We start from the raw sequence: 16,071 nt of genomic DNA, 5'->3' as shown, positions 1-16,071 counted from the left end.
TGTTGCGCTTGCTCACGCGCAACGAGGCGGCATGACCGGAGTCAAACCCAGCAAGGATCTCGTTCATGCGAGCCGTGCGCTCGACGCCGCCAATTTCTTCCTGGCGGACGTGCGCGACGGCCTCGGCCCCTATCTCGCGATCTACCTGCTCACCGAGCAGAAATGGGACGAGGCCTCGATCGGCGCCGTGATGTCCTTGGCGACGATCGCGGGCATCGTCGCCCAGACGCCGGCCGGCGCGCTGGTCGATGCTGTCAGGGCCAAACGCATGATCATGATCGCGGCTGCGATCGTCGTCACGGCAGCGTCATTGGCACTGCCGCTGATGTCGAGCTTCTGGCCGGTCGCGATCTCACAGAGTATCGCCAACGGCGCCGGCGTGATCTTCGCGCCGGCCATCGCCGCCGTGTCGCTCGGAATTGTCGGCGCCAGGGCGTTCACAGCCCGTGTCGGGCGCAACGAGACTTTCAACCACGCCGGCAATGCGGTCGGCGCCGTGATCGCCGGCGCTGCCGCCTATGCGCTGGGACCGTCAGCCGTGTTCTACCTGATGGCAGTCACCTCCGCCGGCAGCCTCATCAGCGTGCTCGCGATTCCCGAGCGCGCCATCGATCATGACGTCGCCCGCGGCCTGTCGCATCAGAAAGAAGGCGCCGCCCACGACCAAGGCGATCAGCCGTCCGGTCTCGGCATTCTCCTGACCTGCCGTCCACTCCTCATCTTCGCGATCTGCGTCGCGCTGTTTCACCTCGCCAATGCGGCGATGCTGCCGCTGGTCGGCCAGAAGCTGGCGTTGCAGGACAAGAATCTCGGCACCAGCCTGATGTCGGCCTGCATCGCCGCGGCGCAGCTGGTCATGGTGCCGATGGCGCTGCTGGTCGGAGCGCGCGCCGACCGCTGGGGCCACAAGCGATTCTTCCTGGCGGCCCTGCTGATCCTGCCGCTGCGGGCCGTGCTCTACACGCTCTCGGACGACAAGGCCTGGCTGGTTGCCGTGCAATTGCTCGACGGCGTCGGCGCCGGCATCTTCGGCGCCATCATGCCGGTCATCGTCGCCGACCTGATGCGCGGCACCGGCCGCTTCAACGTCGCGCAGGGCGCCGTCATCACCGCGCAAAGCATCGGGGCTGCGCTGTCGACCGCACTCGCCGGCCTCGTCGTGGTCCATGGCGGCTACAGCGCCGCATTCCTTGCGCTCGGCGCGACGGCGGCCCTCGCCGTGATCGTGTGCTGGCTGCTGCTGCCGGAGACGGGCGGCACCGAGGCCTCGCAGCCCAACGCGGTCCCCTCGCCCGCTATCCCCGCCGAATGATTTGTTCTATCGATCCCCGATCATGCTCCCACACCCGACCTTCGTCGCCTACGCCATCATCATCCTCGCCACCGCCGGCGTCATCATCCGCCCGTTCCGCCTGCCCGAAGCGATCTGGGCCGTCACCGGCGCGGTGCTGCTGGTCGCGCTCGGTCTGCTGCCGGCGGCCGACGCGCTCGCCGGCATCCGCAAGGGCGTCGACGTCTATCTGTTCCTGATCGGCATGATGCTGATCGCCGAGCTCGCCCGCCGCGAGGGCCTGTTCGACTATCTCGCCGCCTACGCCGTGGAGCACGCCCGCGGCTCGCCCCAGCTCCTGTTCCTGCTGGTCTACGCGGTCGGCACGCTGGTCACCGTGCTGCTGTCCAACGACGCCACCGCGATCGTGCTGACGCCTGCCGTCTATGCCGCGACACGCGCGGCCGGCGCCTCGCCGCTGCCCTATCTCTACGTCTGCGCCTTCATCGCCAATGCCGCGAGCTTCGTGCTGCCGATCTCCAACCCGGCCAACCTCGTCGTGTTCGGCGAGCGCATGCCGCATCTGACCGAATGGTTGCGTCAGTTCACGGTGCCATCGATCGCAGCCATCGCGCTCACCTACGTCGCGCTATGGTTCACCCAGCGCCGCGCGCTGCGCGAGGAGACGCTGCGGACGGATGTCGAGAAGCCGCAGCTGAGTCGTGAAGGCCGGTTTGCCGCGATGGGCATCGTCGCCATCGCCGCCGTGTTGCTCACCGCCTCCGCGCTCGACGTCCAACTCGGGCTGCCGACCTTCGTCTGTGGCGTGGTCACGGCAGCCGCGATCCTGCTCGTCAGCCGGCAGTCGCCCTGGCCGATCGTGAAAGGCGTGTCCTGGGGCGTGCTGCCGCTGGTCGGCGGCCTGTTCGTGATGGTGGAAGGTCTGAGCCGCGCCGGGGCGATCGGGCAGTTGAGCGCCTGGCTGCATCAGGGTGTCGCCAGCTCACCGGCTGGAACGGCTTGGGCCGCGGGTCTGATCACCGCGGTCGCGGACAACATCGCCAACAATCTGCCGGTTGGGCTGGTCGCAGGCTCGGTCGCTGCGAGCGATCACCTGCCGCACGAAGTCATCCGGTCGATCCTGATCGGGGTCGATCTCGGCCCCAACATCTCGGTCACGGGCTCGCTGGCCACGATCCTCTGGCTGACCGCGCTGCGCCGCGAAAAGATCGAGGTGTCGGCCTGGCAATTCCTGAAGGTTGGACTCATTGCAACGCCGCCAGCGCTGCTGGCAGCACTGGCGGCGGCAATCCTATCCTGATGCTCTGCGACGATCAGGCGGCGGCTTCGTAGTTGACCGCGGTCTCGGCGATCTTGGTCAGCGACTCGTCGGTTTTCTTCTCCTCGTTGAGGGTCTGGTCGAGCAGCTTGGCCACCTTTGGCAGGTTGAGCTTCAGGGCCCATGCCTTGAGGGTCCCGTAACGCGACATTTCGTAGTGCTCGACCGCCTGCGCTGCGGCAAGCAGACCCGCGTCGAGCGCCTGCGTGCCCTTGTACTCGTCCATGATCTCCTTGCCCTCGTCGATGATCCCCTCGATGGCGTCGCACTTCTTGCCGCGGGCAGGCTTGCCGAGCATTTCGAACACCTGCTCCAGGCGCTCGATCTGGCCCTCGGTCTCATCGTGGTGCTTCAGGAAGGCAGCCTGCAGCTTCTCGGACTGCGCCGCCTTGGCCATCTTGGGCAGGGTCTTCAAAATCTGCTTCTCGGCGTAATAGATGTCCTTGAGAGTATCGAGAAAAAGTTCGTTGAGATCTTTGTCGGCCATGGTGGTTCGCTCCAGTGAGTGTTGTGTCGCTTCAACTGAAAAGCCACATGGCGGTTCCTACCGTGGGCTACCTCCGAGTGAAAAACTGGCGAAGCCGCGGCGAGACCGAAACGACGGCACTTGGGGACTTGTAACAAAACCGTCACTCGGCAAAACTAAAGCTCTTGCCTGCGGCGAGACGCCGCGATTCCGCCGATTGCTTTCAGGAGTTTTCAATGCGCCGCTCGCTCGTGCTGCTGTGCGCCGGACTGGCCCTGTTGTCGTCCAGCGCCGCATTTGCAGAGAACGCCACGCCCCGTAACCTCATCCTGTTCATTCCCGACGGCCTGCGGGCGGCGAAGGTCACGCCTGAGACCGCGCCGGCCATGGCGGCCGTCCGCGACAAGGGCGTCAATTTCAAGAACTCGCACTCGCTGTTTCCGACCTTCACCATGGCCAACGGCTCGGCGATGGCGACCGGCCACTATCTCGGCGACACCGGCACGTTCTCGAACACGATCTTCACCGGCTACACCTCGGTCCCGGCCGGCGACACCGTCGTCCCGTTCATCGAGAACGACGCCGTGCTCGGCGACATCGACGAGCATTTCAACGGCGACTATCTCAACGAGGACACGGTCCTGAAGCTGGCCCGCAAGGCCGGCTATTCGACCGCGGCGATCGGCAAGCTCGGCCCGACCTATCTGTTCGACCACACCGCCTGCCCCTGCAAGCCGGGCGCATCCTCCTCGATCGTGATCGACGATTCCACCGGGGCCAAGAATGGGGTGCCCATCACCGACGAGATCAAGGACGCGCTGACCAAGGCCGGCCTGCCGCTGGCGACGCCGTCGCGCGGCGACAATGGCAAGGCGGGCGACGCCAAGACGCCCGGCACGACCTCGGCCAACGTCGCGCAGCAGGCCTACATGGTCGACGTCGCCACCAAGGTGGTGCTGCCGATGTTCAAGGCGCGCAACAAGCCGTTCGTGCTGGTGTTCTGGTCGCGCGATCCCGACGGCAGCCAGCACAATCATGGCGACAGCCTGAACACGATCACGCCGGGCATCAATGGCCCGACCTCGATGGCCGGCATCAAGAATGCCGACGACAACCTCGCCGCGCTGCGCAAGGCGCTCGACGATCTCGGCCTGTCCGCCACGACCAACATTATGGTGCAGGCCGACCACGGCTTCTCGACCATCTCCAAGGAGAGCAAGACCTCGCCCTCGGCCAAGGTCAGCTATGACGACACGCCGAAGGACTTCCTGCCGATGGGCTTCCTGGCGCTCGACCTCGCCAAGGCGCTCGACCTGCCGCTGTTCGACCCCAACGACAAGAACGCCGCCGTGCCCGCCGGCAAGCATCCGAAGGCCGGCAACGGCGTGCTCGGCAAGGACCCGACCAAGCCCGATCTCGTCGTCGCCACCAATGGCGGCTCCGACCTGATCTATCTGCCGAACAACGACAGGAAGCTGGCCCGCCGCGCCGTGAAGGCGCTGCTGGAGCAGGACTACGTCTCCGGCATCTTCGTTGACGACAAGCTCGGCGAGATCCCCGGGACGCTGCCGCTGTCGGTCGTCAATCTCGACGGCAAGGCGGTGACGCCGCATCCGGCGATCGTCGTCAACTTCCGCTCCTATGTCGCGCCCGGCTGCGACGTGGCGAGCAACTGCTCGGTCGAGGTCGCCGACACGGTGCTGCGCCAGGGCCAGGGCATGCACGGCTCGTTCAGCCGCGGCGACACCTACAACTTCATGGCCGCGATCGGCCCGGACTTCAAGGCAGGCTTCGTCGATCCCCTGCCCGTCAGCAACGCCGATGTCGGCATCACCGCGGCCAGGCTGCTCGACCTCAAGGTCGCCCCGAAGGGCAAGCTCATCGGCCGCGTCATGACCGAGGCGATGCCGAACGGCGCGACGCCGAAGGCCACCTCCGATGTCATCAAGTCGGACCCGGCCGCCGGCGGCCTGCGCACCGTTCTGAAGCTGCAGCGCGTCGGCTCCCAGCGCTATTTCGATGCCGCGGGCTTCCCGGGCCGCACGGTGGGCCTGGACGACGAAGCGCCGAAGAAGACGGCGGCGATGAAGTAGTCAGTGCATCGCGTGTCATCAGATCACGAGAGTGCCCCGCGAAAGCGGGGCATTTTTGTTTGGAACGCAGGCGTGCCCAAGCACGGGTCCGTAGCCGCACAAGCGATTTATCCGCCGCAAGCGCAACTCTCTCCGTCATTCCGGGGCATTCGCGCGCAAAATGGCGCAGCCATTTTGAAGCAACGCGAATGAGCCCGGAATCCATAACCACGAGCGGCCATGAGTCGGAGAGGGATGCCACCCATCTCGCGCCACACGCCGGCCTGTGGCTATGGATTCCGGGCTCACGCCCTGCGGGCGTGCCCCGGAATGACGGGTGGAGAGATCGCATGACCGGGCGAGCGAAGCGACTTGCGGCAGGGCTATCGCATATGATGATCGAGGTTATGTGCTCGGCTCTCTCCGCGTCGTCATGGCCGGGCTTGTCCCGGCCATCCACGCCGTCCGGCACGCTGAGAACGACGTGGATGCCCGGGACAAGCCCGGGCATGACGGAGTAACTCATGTCCAGGGTCGCTTGCCGCGACGGCTCCGGATCTCCATATGCGATTGCCCTGCGACTTGCGGGGAGACTTGCTTTGCAGACCGCTTCGGTCTCGGGCGTGGTCATCGCTGAATGGGCGCGAATTCCTCACCGCGCCACATCGAGCGTCACCCGGACCTCGATTGTCTTGCGATTGCGGAGCACGCGCAGCACGACGCGATCGCCCGGGTTCTTGGTCTCCAGCGCGCGCGTCATGTCGTCAGGCGAGTCGACCGCCTGACCGTCGATCGCCAGCACCACGTCCCCCAGGGCGAAGCCGCCGTCGCGGGTCAGCCGGGCCGGGATCAGCCCGGCCTTCTCCGCCGCCGAGTCCTGCTCGACGTCGAGCACGAACACGCCGGTGACGCCGAGCCGCGCGGCCAGCGCCTCATTGGCCTTCGCATCCGTCCGGATCCCGAGGCTCGGGCTGACATAGCGGCCGCTCGCGATCAGCCGCGGCACGATGCGGTTGACCTTGTCGACCGGCACGGCGAAGCCGATGCCCGCGGAGGCACCCGAGGGACTGTAGATCGCGGTGTTGACGCCGATCAGGCGGCCGGCGCTGTCGAGCAGCGGGCCTCCGGAATTGCCGGGGTTGATGGCGGCATCGGTCTGAATCAGCCCGTTCAGGGTCCGCTCCTGCGTGACCTGCAGATTGCGGTTGAGCGCGGAGACGATGCCGGTGGTCAGCGTGCTGCTGAGACCGAACGGATTGCCGATCGCGAACACCTTCTGCCCGACCTTGAGATCGGCGCTGGTGCCGACCGGCAGCGGCTTCGGCCGGTCGACGCCGACGCCGATGACCAGCACCGCGAGATCGTTCTCCGGACTGGCGCCGACCAGCGCCGCGCGGAACGAGCGGCCATCGGTGAGACTGACCAGCGCCTCGGTGGCGCCCTCGATGACGTGATAGTTCGTCACGACATGGCCGAGCTCGTCCCAGACGAAGCCGGAGCCGGTGCCAGAGCGCTCCTGCTGGGCGTTGCCCGTCCACGGATTGACGGACTGTTGAACGGTCGTGATGAACACGACGGAGCCGCTGCGGCTCTCGAACAGCGCGATCGTGCTCTTCTCGTCGGCGGCGAGGTCGCCGCGCGGCGTGATGTCGCGCGGCTTGGCGCGCAGGCCGAGCAGCTCGGCCTGGATCAGCGGGAAGGTCTGCCAGGCCATCATGAGCAGCAGCGCCGTCGCCGCCACCGCCAGCAGGCGCGCGGGAAAGCTCCATCGGCTCATGTCGGCAGCTCCGTGCTCGGTCTCATCACCGTCGATCTATTGACCGGCAGGAGCGCATCATCAAGAGGCTGAGCATCAAGACGCAAGGCGATGGAGCACCAAAAGAAAAGAGCGCGATGGAGGCATCGCGCTCTCGAAATCTCATGGCAGGCTCGCTCGACCTTACATCCCGATATCGATCATCGACGGCAGCTGCGCCAGCGGCAGTACCGAGACGCCGACCAGGGTCGCGACCATCGCCCGCAGCGCGCGATTGCCGTGGTGCTTGCCGCGCATGCGCTTGGCGACCCACTCCAACGCATCGGTGCGGACGCCGCGCGCGTTCATCGGCGCCCAGCTCTCGATCGGCGTCTCAGCCGACAGCGCCACGCTACGCGGCGGCACCGGCAGGCCGGAGGCGGACGCGGTGTGATGCGCGATCGCCTTGGCGAGCAGATCCTCGAAACGGCCGTCATCCTTGCGCTCGGTTGCGGCGGCGTCGATCTCGAACAATGCCTCGGCCTCGGCGCGGCTGACGGGGGTGTCGTTGATCGCGGCTGATGTCAGGATACGCGTGCACCAGGCGGCGTCCTCAGCGTCGAGCATGCGGGAGAAATGCACGCGGCCTGCGGTGGTCGGGCCCTCGCCGGTGATCACGCCGTCGCGCACGATGCCGAGCGCGGAAGCAGCGGTCTCACACGAGGAGGGTTCGAGACCATCGATGGTTTTTGGTGCAGAGCTAGCCATGTTCTCTTCTCAGTTGCTGTGTTGACCCACCTTGTCGGTCCGCGTCTGAACGAGTGGTTAATGGTTCGAAACGGCGTTGTGGGTTTTTGTATCGGTTGCCCTTTTGCCGCAGTGACCTCGATCACGGTTCAAAGCGGGCTCAAGCGAGGGGCGGCGTGTTGCGACCGAGACGTGGCGAAATCTGGGCAGCCGGTAGTCTCACGGATGTTTCGCCGCAGGCGCGGTCCTCAAAAGAAGTTGTTGCGCGCGAGGGCTGCAGGAGAACGATGTTCTCTTTTTTCTGGAACGGTTCCCATCCCAGGCGGTATTTCCTATAGTCGAGAGAACAATTTAGCCGCTCCCTTCCCAATCACGCGAGGACTCCCATGGCTCTGCAAATCGGCTCCACCGCGCCCGAATTCGAGGCTCAAACCACCGAGGGCAAGATCAAATTCCACGACTGGATCGGCGACAGCTGGGCGCTGCTGTTCTCGCATCCGAAGGATTTCACCCCGGTCTGCACCACCGAGCTCGGCGCGCTGGCGCGGCTGAAGCCGGAGTTCGACAAGCGCGGCGTCAAGCTGATGGGCCTGTCGGTCGACCCGGTGGACAAGCATGCGCAATGGTCCGAGGACATCCGCGAGACGCAAGGCGCGGCGCCGAATTACCCGATGATCGGCGACACCGACTACAACGTCTCCAAGCTCTACGACATGCTGCCGGCAGCGGTCTCGGGCGATCCGGCCAAGCGCACCGCGGCCGACAATCTGACCGTGCGCAACGTGTTCATCATCGGCCCGGACAAGAAGATCAAGCTGATCCTGGTCTATCCGATGACCACGGGCCGCAACTTCCAGGAAATTCTCCGCGTCATCGACTCGCTGCAGCTCACCGCAAAGCACCGCGTCGCCACCCCCGCCGACTGGAAGCAGGGCGAGGACGTCATCATCGCGGGCTCCGTGTCCGACGACGAGGCCAAGACGATCTACCCGGACGGCTGGAAGGCGCCGAAGCCGTATCTGCGGGTGGTGCCGCAGCCGAAGTAAGCTGCCGAGCTCATTCGCCCTTCCCGGACGGGAAGGGCGAATGCCGCGGCAGGTCCATGCGGTCGTGCAGGATGCGGCCGATCTCGATGACGCCGGGGCCGCCCACGCGGTAGATCAGCAGATGTCGTCCAGCGCGGCTGTGTCGTGAAATGTGAAGCGTGCGAACGCCGGGCATGATTTCGTTGCGGGGTCTCGACCCCGCCACATCAGGACCACTCGCCAAGTCTCCGATCGCGCGCAGCAACGTGTCTCGGTATATCTCCGCTTGGCGCGAACCGAAATGTTCAACCGTCCATTTCAGGATATTCGCGAAGTCGAGCTCTGCCAGGGCACTGAGACGAACCCGCCACGCCTCTCCCATCAGGAACTCCCATCCGGGCGCTGCGATCTGCAGCAATCATTCTGCGCGATTGATGAGTTTATCCGAAAGGCCATTGAGATAGGCCCGCAGGTCGTCGAGGGTGGCGAACTCCTTGAACTCACCGCGATCGAGCGCAGCAAACCCGGCCTGGGCGGCCTCGCGCAGACCGGTTAGGCGTGCGGCATCTTCGGCCTCGCGCTGCTCGATCAAACGCAGGCCGTCGCGCAAAACCTCAGTCGCGTTCTGGTACCGGCCGGAATCCACCAGATCTTTGATCATCTTGTCCTGATCGTCGGTCAGAACGACGTTTCTTACCGGCATTGCGAGCCCATGACCTGAGTGAACGGTCGCATTATGCCACGGGCCGCAGCTTCTGTCGCGAGGCTTCCGGGCAGAGCACCGCGTCAGCCCCGCGGCGTGACCCAGTCCGCGATCAGCAGCCCGACCGTGGCCGACACCGCCGTCACGAACACGCCCCAGCTGATGTCCACCGCGACCACCGTCCAGGTCCACTGCTTGAGCATCGCGAGCGAGGTCAGCTCGAAGGTCGCGTAACAAAAAAGGCCGAACAGCGCGCCGTAGAGCAAGGTCGACCGCCAGGTGGCGTCGGCAGTGCCGTTCACGAAGATCAGCACGCCGGCGATATAGATCAGGTAGAACAGCACGGCCGGAACGGGGCGGACCTCGCCGAGCATCTCGCCGACCTGCGACTGGAAGAAGCCCTTGGCGACGATGGCCAGGAACGGAATGTCGAAGCCGAGCAGCACGGCCAAGGTTGCGAAATACAGGACGGCGTAGCGGCTCAAGGACGGCTCCTCCCTCACGGTTTACCGGTCGACGCGAGCGCCTCGACCGGCCAGCTCAGCCGCGACGCTTGGTCTTCGGCTTCTTGCCACCTGGCGCCTTGGCGCGCGGATGGCTTGAAGGAAACGCCTGACCGCCATGGCCGGACTTGTCGCGCGGTTTCTTTTTCTTCGCGAACGCAGGTTCGCGGAACGACTTCGACGGAGCCTCGCGATGCGGCTTGCCGCGCGGCCTCTCCTCCGCGCGTTCGCGCGGCTCGTCACGGTGGAGCGGGTGATAGGCGCCCTCCTCCGCCTTGCGCCGCGGCGGCGGCTTTTGCGGCCGAACCTTCTCGGCCGCAGGCTGCCCGACGGGCGCCGCGCCGAGCGGCTCGATGCGGATGGTGTCCTCCTTGTCGGGACGGCGGATGTTGGCGGCAAAACTGTCGGCGACGCGCGCGGCGATCTCGAACTCCGTCGTCGTGTCGGAAATCTTGATCGCGCCGATGTCCTGCTTGTCGATGCCGCCGCGGCGGCAGATCATCGGCAGCAGCCAGCGCGCTTCCGCGTTCTTGCGGCGACCGATCGCGGCGCGGAACCAGACGCTCGGCTCGCCCATGCCGTGGCGCGACGGCTTACCGCCCTTGGTCCGCGGCGCCGGCGCGCGCTGCTCACCCTGCGACGGTCGCTCGCGCGCGGCACGCTCGGGCCGCGACCGGCCGCGATCCTCGACGGCATCGAGGATGTCCTCCGGCGACGGCAGCCGGGCGCGATAGAGCCGCGCCAGCGCGGCGGCGATGTCCTCGGCCGGCCGTTGCGCGAGCAGGATCTGCGCGAGCGCCAGATCATCCGCCGTCGTCTCTTCGGTAAAGATCGAATCCTGCAGCATGCGCTGCTGATCGAGCTTGCGGATCTCGTCCGCCTGCGGCGCCGTGCCCCAGACGGCCTCGACGCCCGCGAGGCTCAACAGCATCTCCGCGCGGCGCCGCCGCGCCGGCGGCACCAGGAGCACGCTGACGCCCTTGCGCCCGGCCCGCCCGGTGCGCCCCGAGCGATGCTGCATCACCTCGGGATCGTTCGGCAGCTCGGCATGGATGACGAGATCGAGATTGGCGAGATCGATGCCACGCGCCGCGACGTCGGTCGCGACGCAGACCCGCGAGCGGCCGTCGCGCAGCGATTGCAGCGCCGTGGTCCGCTCGTTCTGCGTCAACTCGCCCGACAGCGCGACCACCGAGAAGCCGCGCTCCAGCAGCGCCGCCTGCAGATGCCGGACGGCCTCGCGGGTGTTGCAGAACACGATCGCACTCGGCGATTCGTAGAAGCGCAGCAGATTGACCACCGCGTGCTCGGCATCCCCAGGCGCGATACGGATGGCGCGATACTCGATGTCGGCGTGGCCGCCCTCGTCGCCCTCGACCTCGATCCGGAACGCGTCGTTCTGATACTCCTTGGCCAGCGCCACGATGCCGCGCGGGAACGTCGCCGAGAACAGCAGCGTCCGACGGGTCTCGGGCGTGGTCTCGAGGATGAATTCCAGATCCTCGCGAAAGCCGAGATTGAGCATCTCGTCGGCCTCGTCGAGCACCAGGGCCTTCAATTCCGAGATGTCGAGACGGCTGCGGCGGAGATGATCGCACAGCCGCCCGGGCGTGCCGACGACGATATGCGCCCCCGCCTCCAGCTCGCGCTGCTCGCGGCGCGGATCCATGCCGCCGACACAGGAGATCACCCGCGCGCCGGCATGTTGATACAGCCAGACAAGCTCGCGCTGCACCTGCAGCGCCAATTCACGCGTCGGCGCCACGATCAGCGCCAGCGGCGCCGCGGCCGGGCCGAAGCGCTCGGCCTCGCCCAGCAGGTCGGCCGCCATCGCCAGCCCATAGGCCACGGTCTTCCCCGAGCCGGTCTGCGCCGACACCAAGAGGTCGCGGTCGACCGCCTCGTCCGCCAGCACGGCCAGCTGAACGGGAGTGGGCGTTTCAAAATTGCGTTCGGCCAGCGCGCGGGCCAGCGGCGGAGAAGTCACGGGAAAGGACAACTGGGGGAAAACCTCGTTTCGAGTCCGGCTGCTTTACGCCATGCCGGGCCGGAACACGAGGGCCGTGAACGCCCAATTGCCCCCCCGCTCAGCGTGCGGAGCCGATTACTCCTCGCTCCAGGGCCAGTGCCAGTGATGCCAGCCCCAGTTGCGCGGCCCGCTGGCGTCCATGGCCGCCTTCTGCTTGTCGTCGAGCGAATCGTACAGCGCCTGGAACGCCGGCCGGACCAGCTTGATCGCCTGCTGCATGGCGTCCAGGCGCTGCTCCGCGAGCGCGAGACGTTCGGTGGCCCTGGTGGGAAACGCCGTCGGACAGTCCTTGGTGATCAGCTCGGCCGCCTTGGCCGAGGCCGTCTTGAGATCGTCGAGCCTGGCCCGCTGCGTCTCGTTCGGCTTGATCGCGCTCTCGATCTGCGACAGGCGCCATTCGGCAAACCCGGCCATGCGCGGATTGCAGAGAAAGCCGAATCCCCGCCCGCCCATCATGCCGGGCCCCATCATCATGCCCGGGCCCCAGCCCGGCGGTCCGCCTGCGCCAGGCTGGGCGAAGGACGGTGCGACGGTCGCCGCCATGACTGCGGCGGCCAGGATCAACGCGCGTGGATCTGCTCGCATGGTGGAACTCCCTTGACGTGGCATCAATGAGTTCGTGCAAACTAACCGGGCAGCGAACGCAGCTGATTGAGCAGGATCAACGGAACCGTCATCGGGGCGAGGTGACGCGATGCAAACGAAACGCAGCTTCCGCTGGGTCTGGTCGTCGATCGCGGCATCGGGCTGCGGGACGCTGGCGCATATGGGGCTGATGCAGCTCAAGGCCGCGCTGCACCTGCTGCCGCAATTCGATCCGTCGTCCGCGCTGCTCGACACGCTCCTGCCACTGCTTGACGTAACGCATCTGCAGGCGCCGCTGTGGCTGCTCTCGCAGTTCAACGGAGCCTTCATCATCGGCCTGCTGTTCGGCCACTTCTTCCACCGCCTGCCGGGCCGGAGCGGCCTTGCCAAGGGTTTTCTGCTCGGCCTTGCCGCCTGGGCAATGCTTGGGATCGCGCTGTTTCCGGCCATCGGCCTCGGGCCGTTCGGCCTGTCGCTCGGCCTCGGCGCAGGCCCGGCGCTGTTCTCGCTGGCCATGGTCGAGACCTACAGCCTGGTGCTCGGCGTCGTCTACGCGGCCCTGCAGACACCGCCTCGGGAAAATTGAGCCTACGCGTGCGAGGCGATTCTCCCGCCGACGGCCCGGCGCGACTTCGATAAACCAGAAAATTTCTCTTTCGCCTTTTCGGAATTCGTGTATGATCCGCGTCGTCCTGCCCCATGCAGAGGGACGTACGCGTCGTCACGAACGTCGGGGCGGGATGCGGTGCCGCAGGTCATGCCGGATGCGCTCGATGCGCAGACGACCGGCAGGATTGCGGACGTGAAGTCGCAGCGTCCTGATACCCCGAAGCTGGTATCACCCGCGCGATGCGCGTCAGCGCATTGTGCGGCATGGTGGCCAAAAAGCCGGCGCACCAGGGAGACTGCGTATAAGCGTGAAGACACCGCGCAGGGAATGCCGGATGTTCGGCTGAACCTGTGGTACCTGCCGCCTGCATTTTTTTCGCAGGCGGGCCATGGGTGAGGCCTTCACCCGGCATTCCCTGCGCCCTCTCGGTTGCGGAGGGTGAATGAGACGCAGCAAACCTCGGGCTCACCACGCCGCGGGAATGCGAACGCTTGCTTATGAAATCCTCCGCACGCGCCCCCTCCTCCGCCGTCGTCCCGGACAAGCCGCGTCGCGCGTCAGCGCGACGTGGCGCAGATCCGGGACCCATACTCCGCGGCGGACATGAGGCGGGCGGTGTGAAACGACCAGCCTGCCCCAAACCACTCCCTGGGAGTATGGGTCCCGGCGTTCGCCGGGACGACGGCGGAGAGTATGATCGGCACCGGTGCCTGGACTCGATGTCGATGCGATGTTGCTACCGAACAATGACATCGTCGATCAGCAAGGTTGAGCCCGCGCGACATCGCGACCTCCAATCCGCATCGCACAAAACGCAGAGCAGCAACACGCATCTCCGCTGGCGCAATGGCATGGGACTTGCTCAAATCGCACCTCAATTCGTCGCTTGCGGAGATGACCGAATGCTTGAAGGAGCCGAAGTCCGGCTGGCCGTGGATATCGGAGGCACGTTCACCGATATCGTTCTCGACATCGGCGATCACCGTCGCACACGAAAGGTGCTGACGACGCCGACACAGCCGGAGCAGGCCGTGCTGGACGGGACGCGCCTGATTCTCGCCGATGCGAAGGCCCGCATCTCCGACATCGACGTCTTCATTCACGGCACCACGCTCGCGACCAACGCCATCATCGAGCGACGCGGCGCGAAGACGGCGCTGATCGCGACGTCAGGCTTCCGCGATGTTCTGGATATTGGAACTGAGAGCCGCTACGACCAGTACGATCTCTCGATCGACAAACCGAAGCCGCTGGTACCGCGCAGCTTGCGCTTCACCGTCCCTGAGCGCGTCGATGCTCATGGCGACGTCAGGCTGCCGCTCGATGAAGCGGCGGTGCGCGCGCTCGTTCCACAATTGCGCGCGCTGGAGGTCAGCAGCATCGCCATCGCCTTCCTGCACGCCTACGCCAATCCTGCGCATGAGCGCCGCGCCGGCGAGATCCTTGCCGAAGAGTTGCCGGGCGTCTCGATCACGCTGTCCTCGGCGGTCTGTCCCGAAATCCGGGAATATGAGCGCACCTCGACGGCCGTCGCCAACGCCTATGTGCAGCCTCTGATGGACTCCTATCTCGCGCGGATGGATCAGGCGCTGCGTATCGAGCAGTTCCGCGGCGCGATCTATCTCGTGACATCAGGCGGCGGCGTCACCTCGATCGACACGGCGCGGCGTTTCCCGGTGCGCCTCGTGGAATCCGGCCCCGCCGGCGGCGCGATCTTCGCCGGCCAGATCGCGGCCCGGCTCGGCGAGCGCAAGGTGCTGTCATTCGACATGGGCGGCACCACCGCCAAGATCTGTCTCATCGAAGACTTCGAGCCGGAGAGCTCGCGGGTGTTCGAGGTCGACCGCGCCGCGCGCTTCCTGAAAGGCTCCGGCCTGCCGGTGCGCATTCCCGTCATCGAGATGGTCGAGATCGGCGCCGGTGGCGGATCGATCGCGCGCATCGATGCGATGAAGCGCGTCACCGTCGGTCCCGAAAGCGCCTCGTCCGAGCCGGGCCCGGCGTGCTACGGCCGCGGCGGTCAGCGTCCGGCGGTCACCGATTCCGACGTCGCGCTCGGCATGATCGATCCCGACGCGTTTGCGGGCGGCACCATCAAGCTCGATCCGGAATTGTCGAAACAGGCCCTGCTCCGCGACGTCGGCGCGCCGCTCGGCCTGGATGCCGAGACCGCGGCCTATGCCGTGCACGAGGTCGTCTGCGAGAACATGGCGAGCGCCGCGCGCGTCCACGCCGTCGAACGTGGCGCGATCATCGGCCAGCACACGCTGATCGCGTTCGGCGGCGCCGCGCCGCTGCACGCCGCCCGCGTCGCCGAGAAGATCGGCGTCGCCAGGGTGATCGTGCCATCGAATGCCGGCGTCGGCTCGGCCGTCGGCTTCCTTGCCGCGCCGATCGCCTATGAGCTGGTACGCAGCCGCCACGCGCGGCTGGATGACTTCGACACCGCGCTCGTCTCCGGCCTGCTGCAGGAGATGGCCGATGAGGCCCGTGCCCTCGTCGAGCCCGGCGCGGCCGGCGCACCGGTCCGCGAGCGCCGTGCGGCGTTCATGCGCTATGTCGGCCAGGGTCACGAGATCAGCGTCGAGCTGCCAAACCGCGCACTCACCGCGGAGGACCTCCCTGCCCTGCGCAAGACCTTCGAGGCCGGCTATGCCGCGCTGTTCGAGCGCGCGATCCCAGGTGCCGCGATCGAGGTGCTGAGCTGGTCGGTGCTGGCCACGACAGACGCCCGCCAGCCGGCCACCGTCGCCGAGATCACGCGCAAGCCCGCCGGCGCGGCTTCGGGCCACCGCAAATTCTTCGACGGCCGCGCCGGCCGCTTCGTCGACATCCCACTGTACCGCCGCGAGCAGATGGCGCCCGGCGCGGTCATCGCGGGACCAGCCGTGATCGCCGAGGACGAGACCTCGACCTTCATCTCCAACAGCTTCGACGCGCATATCGACGGTGCCGGCAGCATCGTCATGGAACGGAAGGCGGCCTGA

General features: G+C 66.5%; 14 protein-coding genes. 6 read left to right on the top strand and 8 right to left on the bottom strand.

The features are described from left to right. Positions 1-31 precede the first annotated feature (31 nt). Both QX108_RS01375 and QX108_RS01370 read left to right on the top strand, forming a co-directional pair. Positions 32-1,312 (top strand): MFS transporter, encoded by a 1,281-nt coding sequence (locus QX108_RS01375; protein ID WP_315784675.1) that lies wholly within the window; start codon positions 32-34, stop codon positions 1,310-1,312. 22 nt (positions 1,313-1,334) lie between these two features. After that, positions 1,335-2,591, top strand: a complete 1,257-nt coding sequence (locus QX108_RS01370; protein ID WP_315784678.1) for an arsenic transporter — start codon at positions 1,335-1,337, stop codon at positions 2,589-2,591. Between the two features lie 13 nt (positions 2,592-2,604). Here the strand turns inward: QX108_RS01370 and QX108_RS01365 are convergent, their stop codons facing one another. After that, positions 2,605-3,096 (bottom strand): ferritin-like domain-containing protein, encoded by a 492-nt coding sequence (locus QX108_RS01365; protein WP_315719727.1) that lies wholly within the window; start codon positions 3,094-3,096, stop codon positions 2,605-2,607. Positions 3,097-3,311: 215 nt separating this feature from the next. Here QX108_RS01365 and QX108_RS01360 point away from each other — a divergent pair, with 215 nt between their 5' ends. Beyond that, positions 3,312-5,168, top strand: a complete 1,857-nt coding sequence (locus tag QX108_RS01360) for an alkaline phosphatase family protein (RefSeq protein WP_315784681.1) — start codon at positions 3,312-3,314, stop codon at positions 5,166-5,168. A gap of 631 nt (positions 5,169-5,799) precedes the next feature. On the opposite strand, the gene QX108_RS01355 is transcribed toward QX108_RS01360, so the two are convergent. Together QX108_RS01355 and QX108_RS01350 are read right to left on the bottom strand one after the other, a co-directional pair. Beyond that, positions 5,800-6,924: a S1C family serine protease gene (locus QX108_RS01355; RefSeq protein ID WP_315784685.1), complete on the bottom strand. Its 1,125-nt coding sequence runs from the start codon at positions 6,922-6,924 to the stop codon at positions 5,800-5,802. Between the two features lie 162 nt (positions 6,925-7,086). Then, the gene (locus tag QX108_RS01350) at positions 7,087-7,650 is read right to left on the bottom strand and encodes a hypothetical protein (protein ID WP_315784687.1); all 564 of its coding nucleotides are present in this window, start codon (positions 7,648-7,650) and stop codon (positions 7,087-7,089) included. Between the two features lie 365 nt (positions 7,651-8,015). Here QX108_RS01350 and QX108_RS01345 point away from each other — a divergent pair, with 365 nt between their 5' ends. Next, entirely contained in the window at positions 8,016-8,675 is a 660-nt protein-coding gene (locus QX108_RS01345) for a peroxiredoxin (RefSeq protein WP_315784690.1), read from the top strand. A gap of 10 nt (positions 8,676-8,685) precedes the next feature. Here the strand turns inward: QX108_RS01345 and QX108_RS01340 are convergent, their stop codons facing one another. The 5 genes from QX108_RS01340 to QX108_RS01320 all read right to left on the bottom strand — a co-directional run bounded on the left by QX108_RS01340 (position 8,686) and on the right by QX108_RS01320 (position 12,474). After that, complete coding sequence (locus QX108_RS01340; protein WP_315784693.1) at positions 8,686-9,072, bottom strand: type II toxin-antitoxin system RelE/ParE family toxin; 387 nt, start codon at positions 9,070-9,072, stop codon at positions 8,686-8,688. Beyond that, positions 9,073-9,357 (bottom strand): type II toxin-antitoxin system ParD family antitoxin, encoded by a 285-nt coding sequence (locus QX108_RS01335; RefSeq protein ID WP_315784696.1) that lies wholly within the window; start codon positions 9,355-9,357, stop codon positions 9,073-9,075. A gap of 83 nt (positions 9,358-9,440) precedes the next feature. Then, on the bottom strand, positions 9,441-9,842 hold the full coding sequence (locus QX108_RS01330) for a DUF2177 family protein (protein WP_315784699.1): 402 nt from the start codon (positions 9,840-9,842) through the stop codon (positions 9,441-9,443). Between the two features lie 55 nt (positions 9,843-9,897). Next, entirely contained in the window at positions 9,898-11,859 is a 1,962-nt protein-coding gene (locus QX108_RS01325; RefSeq protein WP_315784702.1) for a DEAD/DEAH box helicase, read from the bottom strand. 105 nt (positions 11,860-11,964) lie between these two features. Beyond that, positions 11,965-12,474 carry a Spy/CpxP family protein refolding chaperone gene (locus QX108_RS01320; RefSeq protein ID WP_315719720.1) on the bottom strand — a complete coding sequence of 170 codons (510 nt, stop codon included), beginning with the start codon at positions 12,472-12,474 and terminating at the stop codon, positions 11,965-11,967. 109 nt (positions 12,475-12,583) lie between these two features. Here QX108_RS01320 and QX108_RS01315 point away from each other — a divergent pair, with 109 nt between their 5' ends. Both QX108_RS01315 and QX108_RS01310 read left to right on the top strand, forming a co-directional pair. Continuing rightward, positions 12,584-13,060, top strand: coding sequence for a DUF6789 family protein (locus QX108_RS01315; RefSeq protein WP_315784706.1), 477 nt, complete (start codon positions 12,584-12,586; stop codon positions 13,058-13,060). A gap of 926 nt (positions 13,061-13,986) precedes the next feature. Further along, positions 13,987-16,071, top strand: a complete 2,085-nt coding sequence (locus QX108_RS01310; protein WP_315784709.1) for a hydantoinase/oxoprolinase family protein — start codon at positions 13,987-13,989, stop codon at positions 16,069-16,071.

Origin of the sequence: Bradyrhizobium sp. SZCCHNR1002, assembly GCF_032381435.1 — a bacterium.
GTDB classification, from domain to species: Bacteria; Pseudomonadota; Alphaproteobacteria; order Rhizobiales; family Xanthobacteraceae; genus Bradyrhizobium; species Bradyrhizobium aeschynomenes.
Note: the sequence above shows the minus strand (reverse complement) of the source record. Positions and strands in the feature narration are given on the sequence as shown.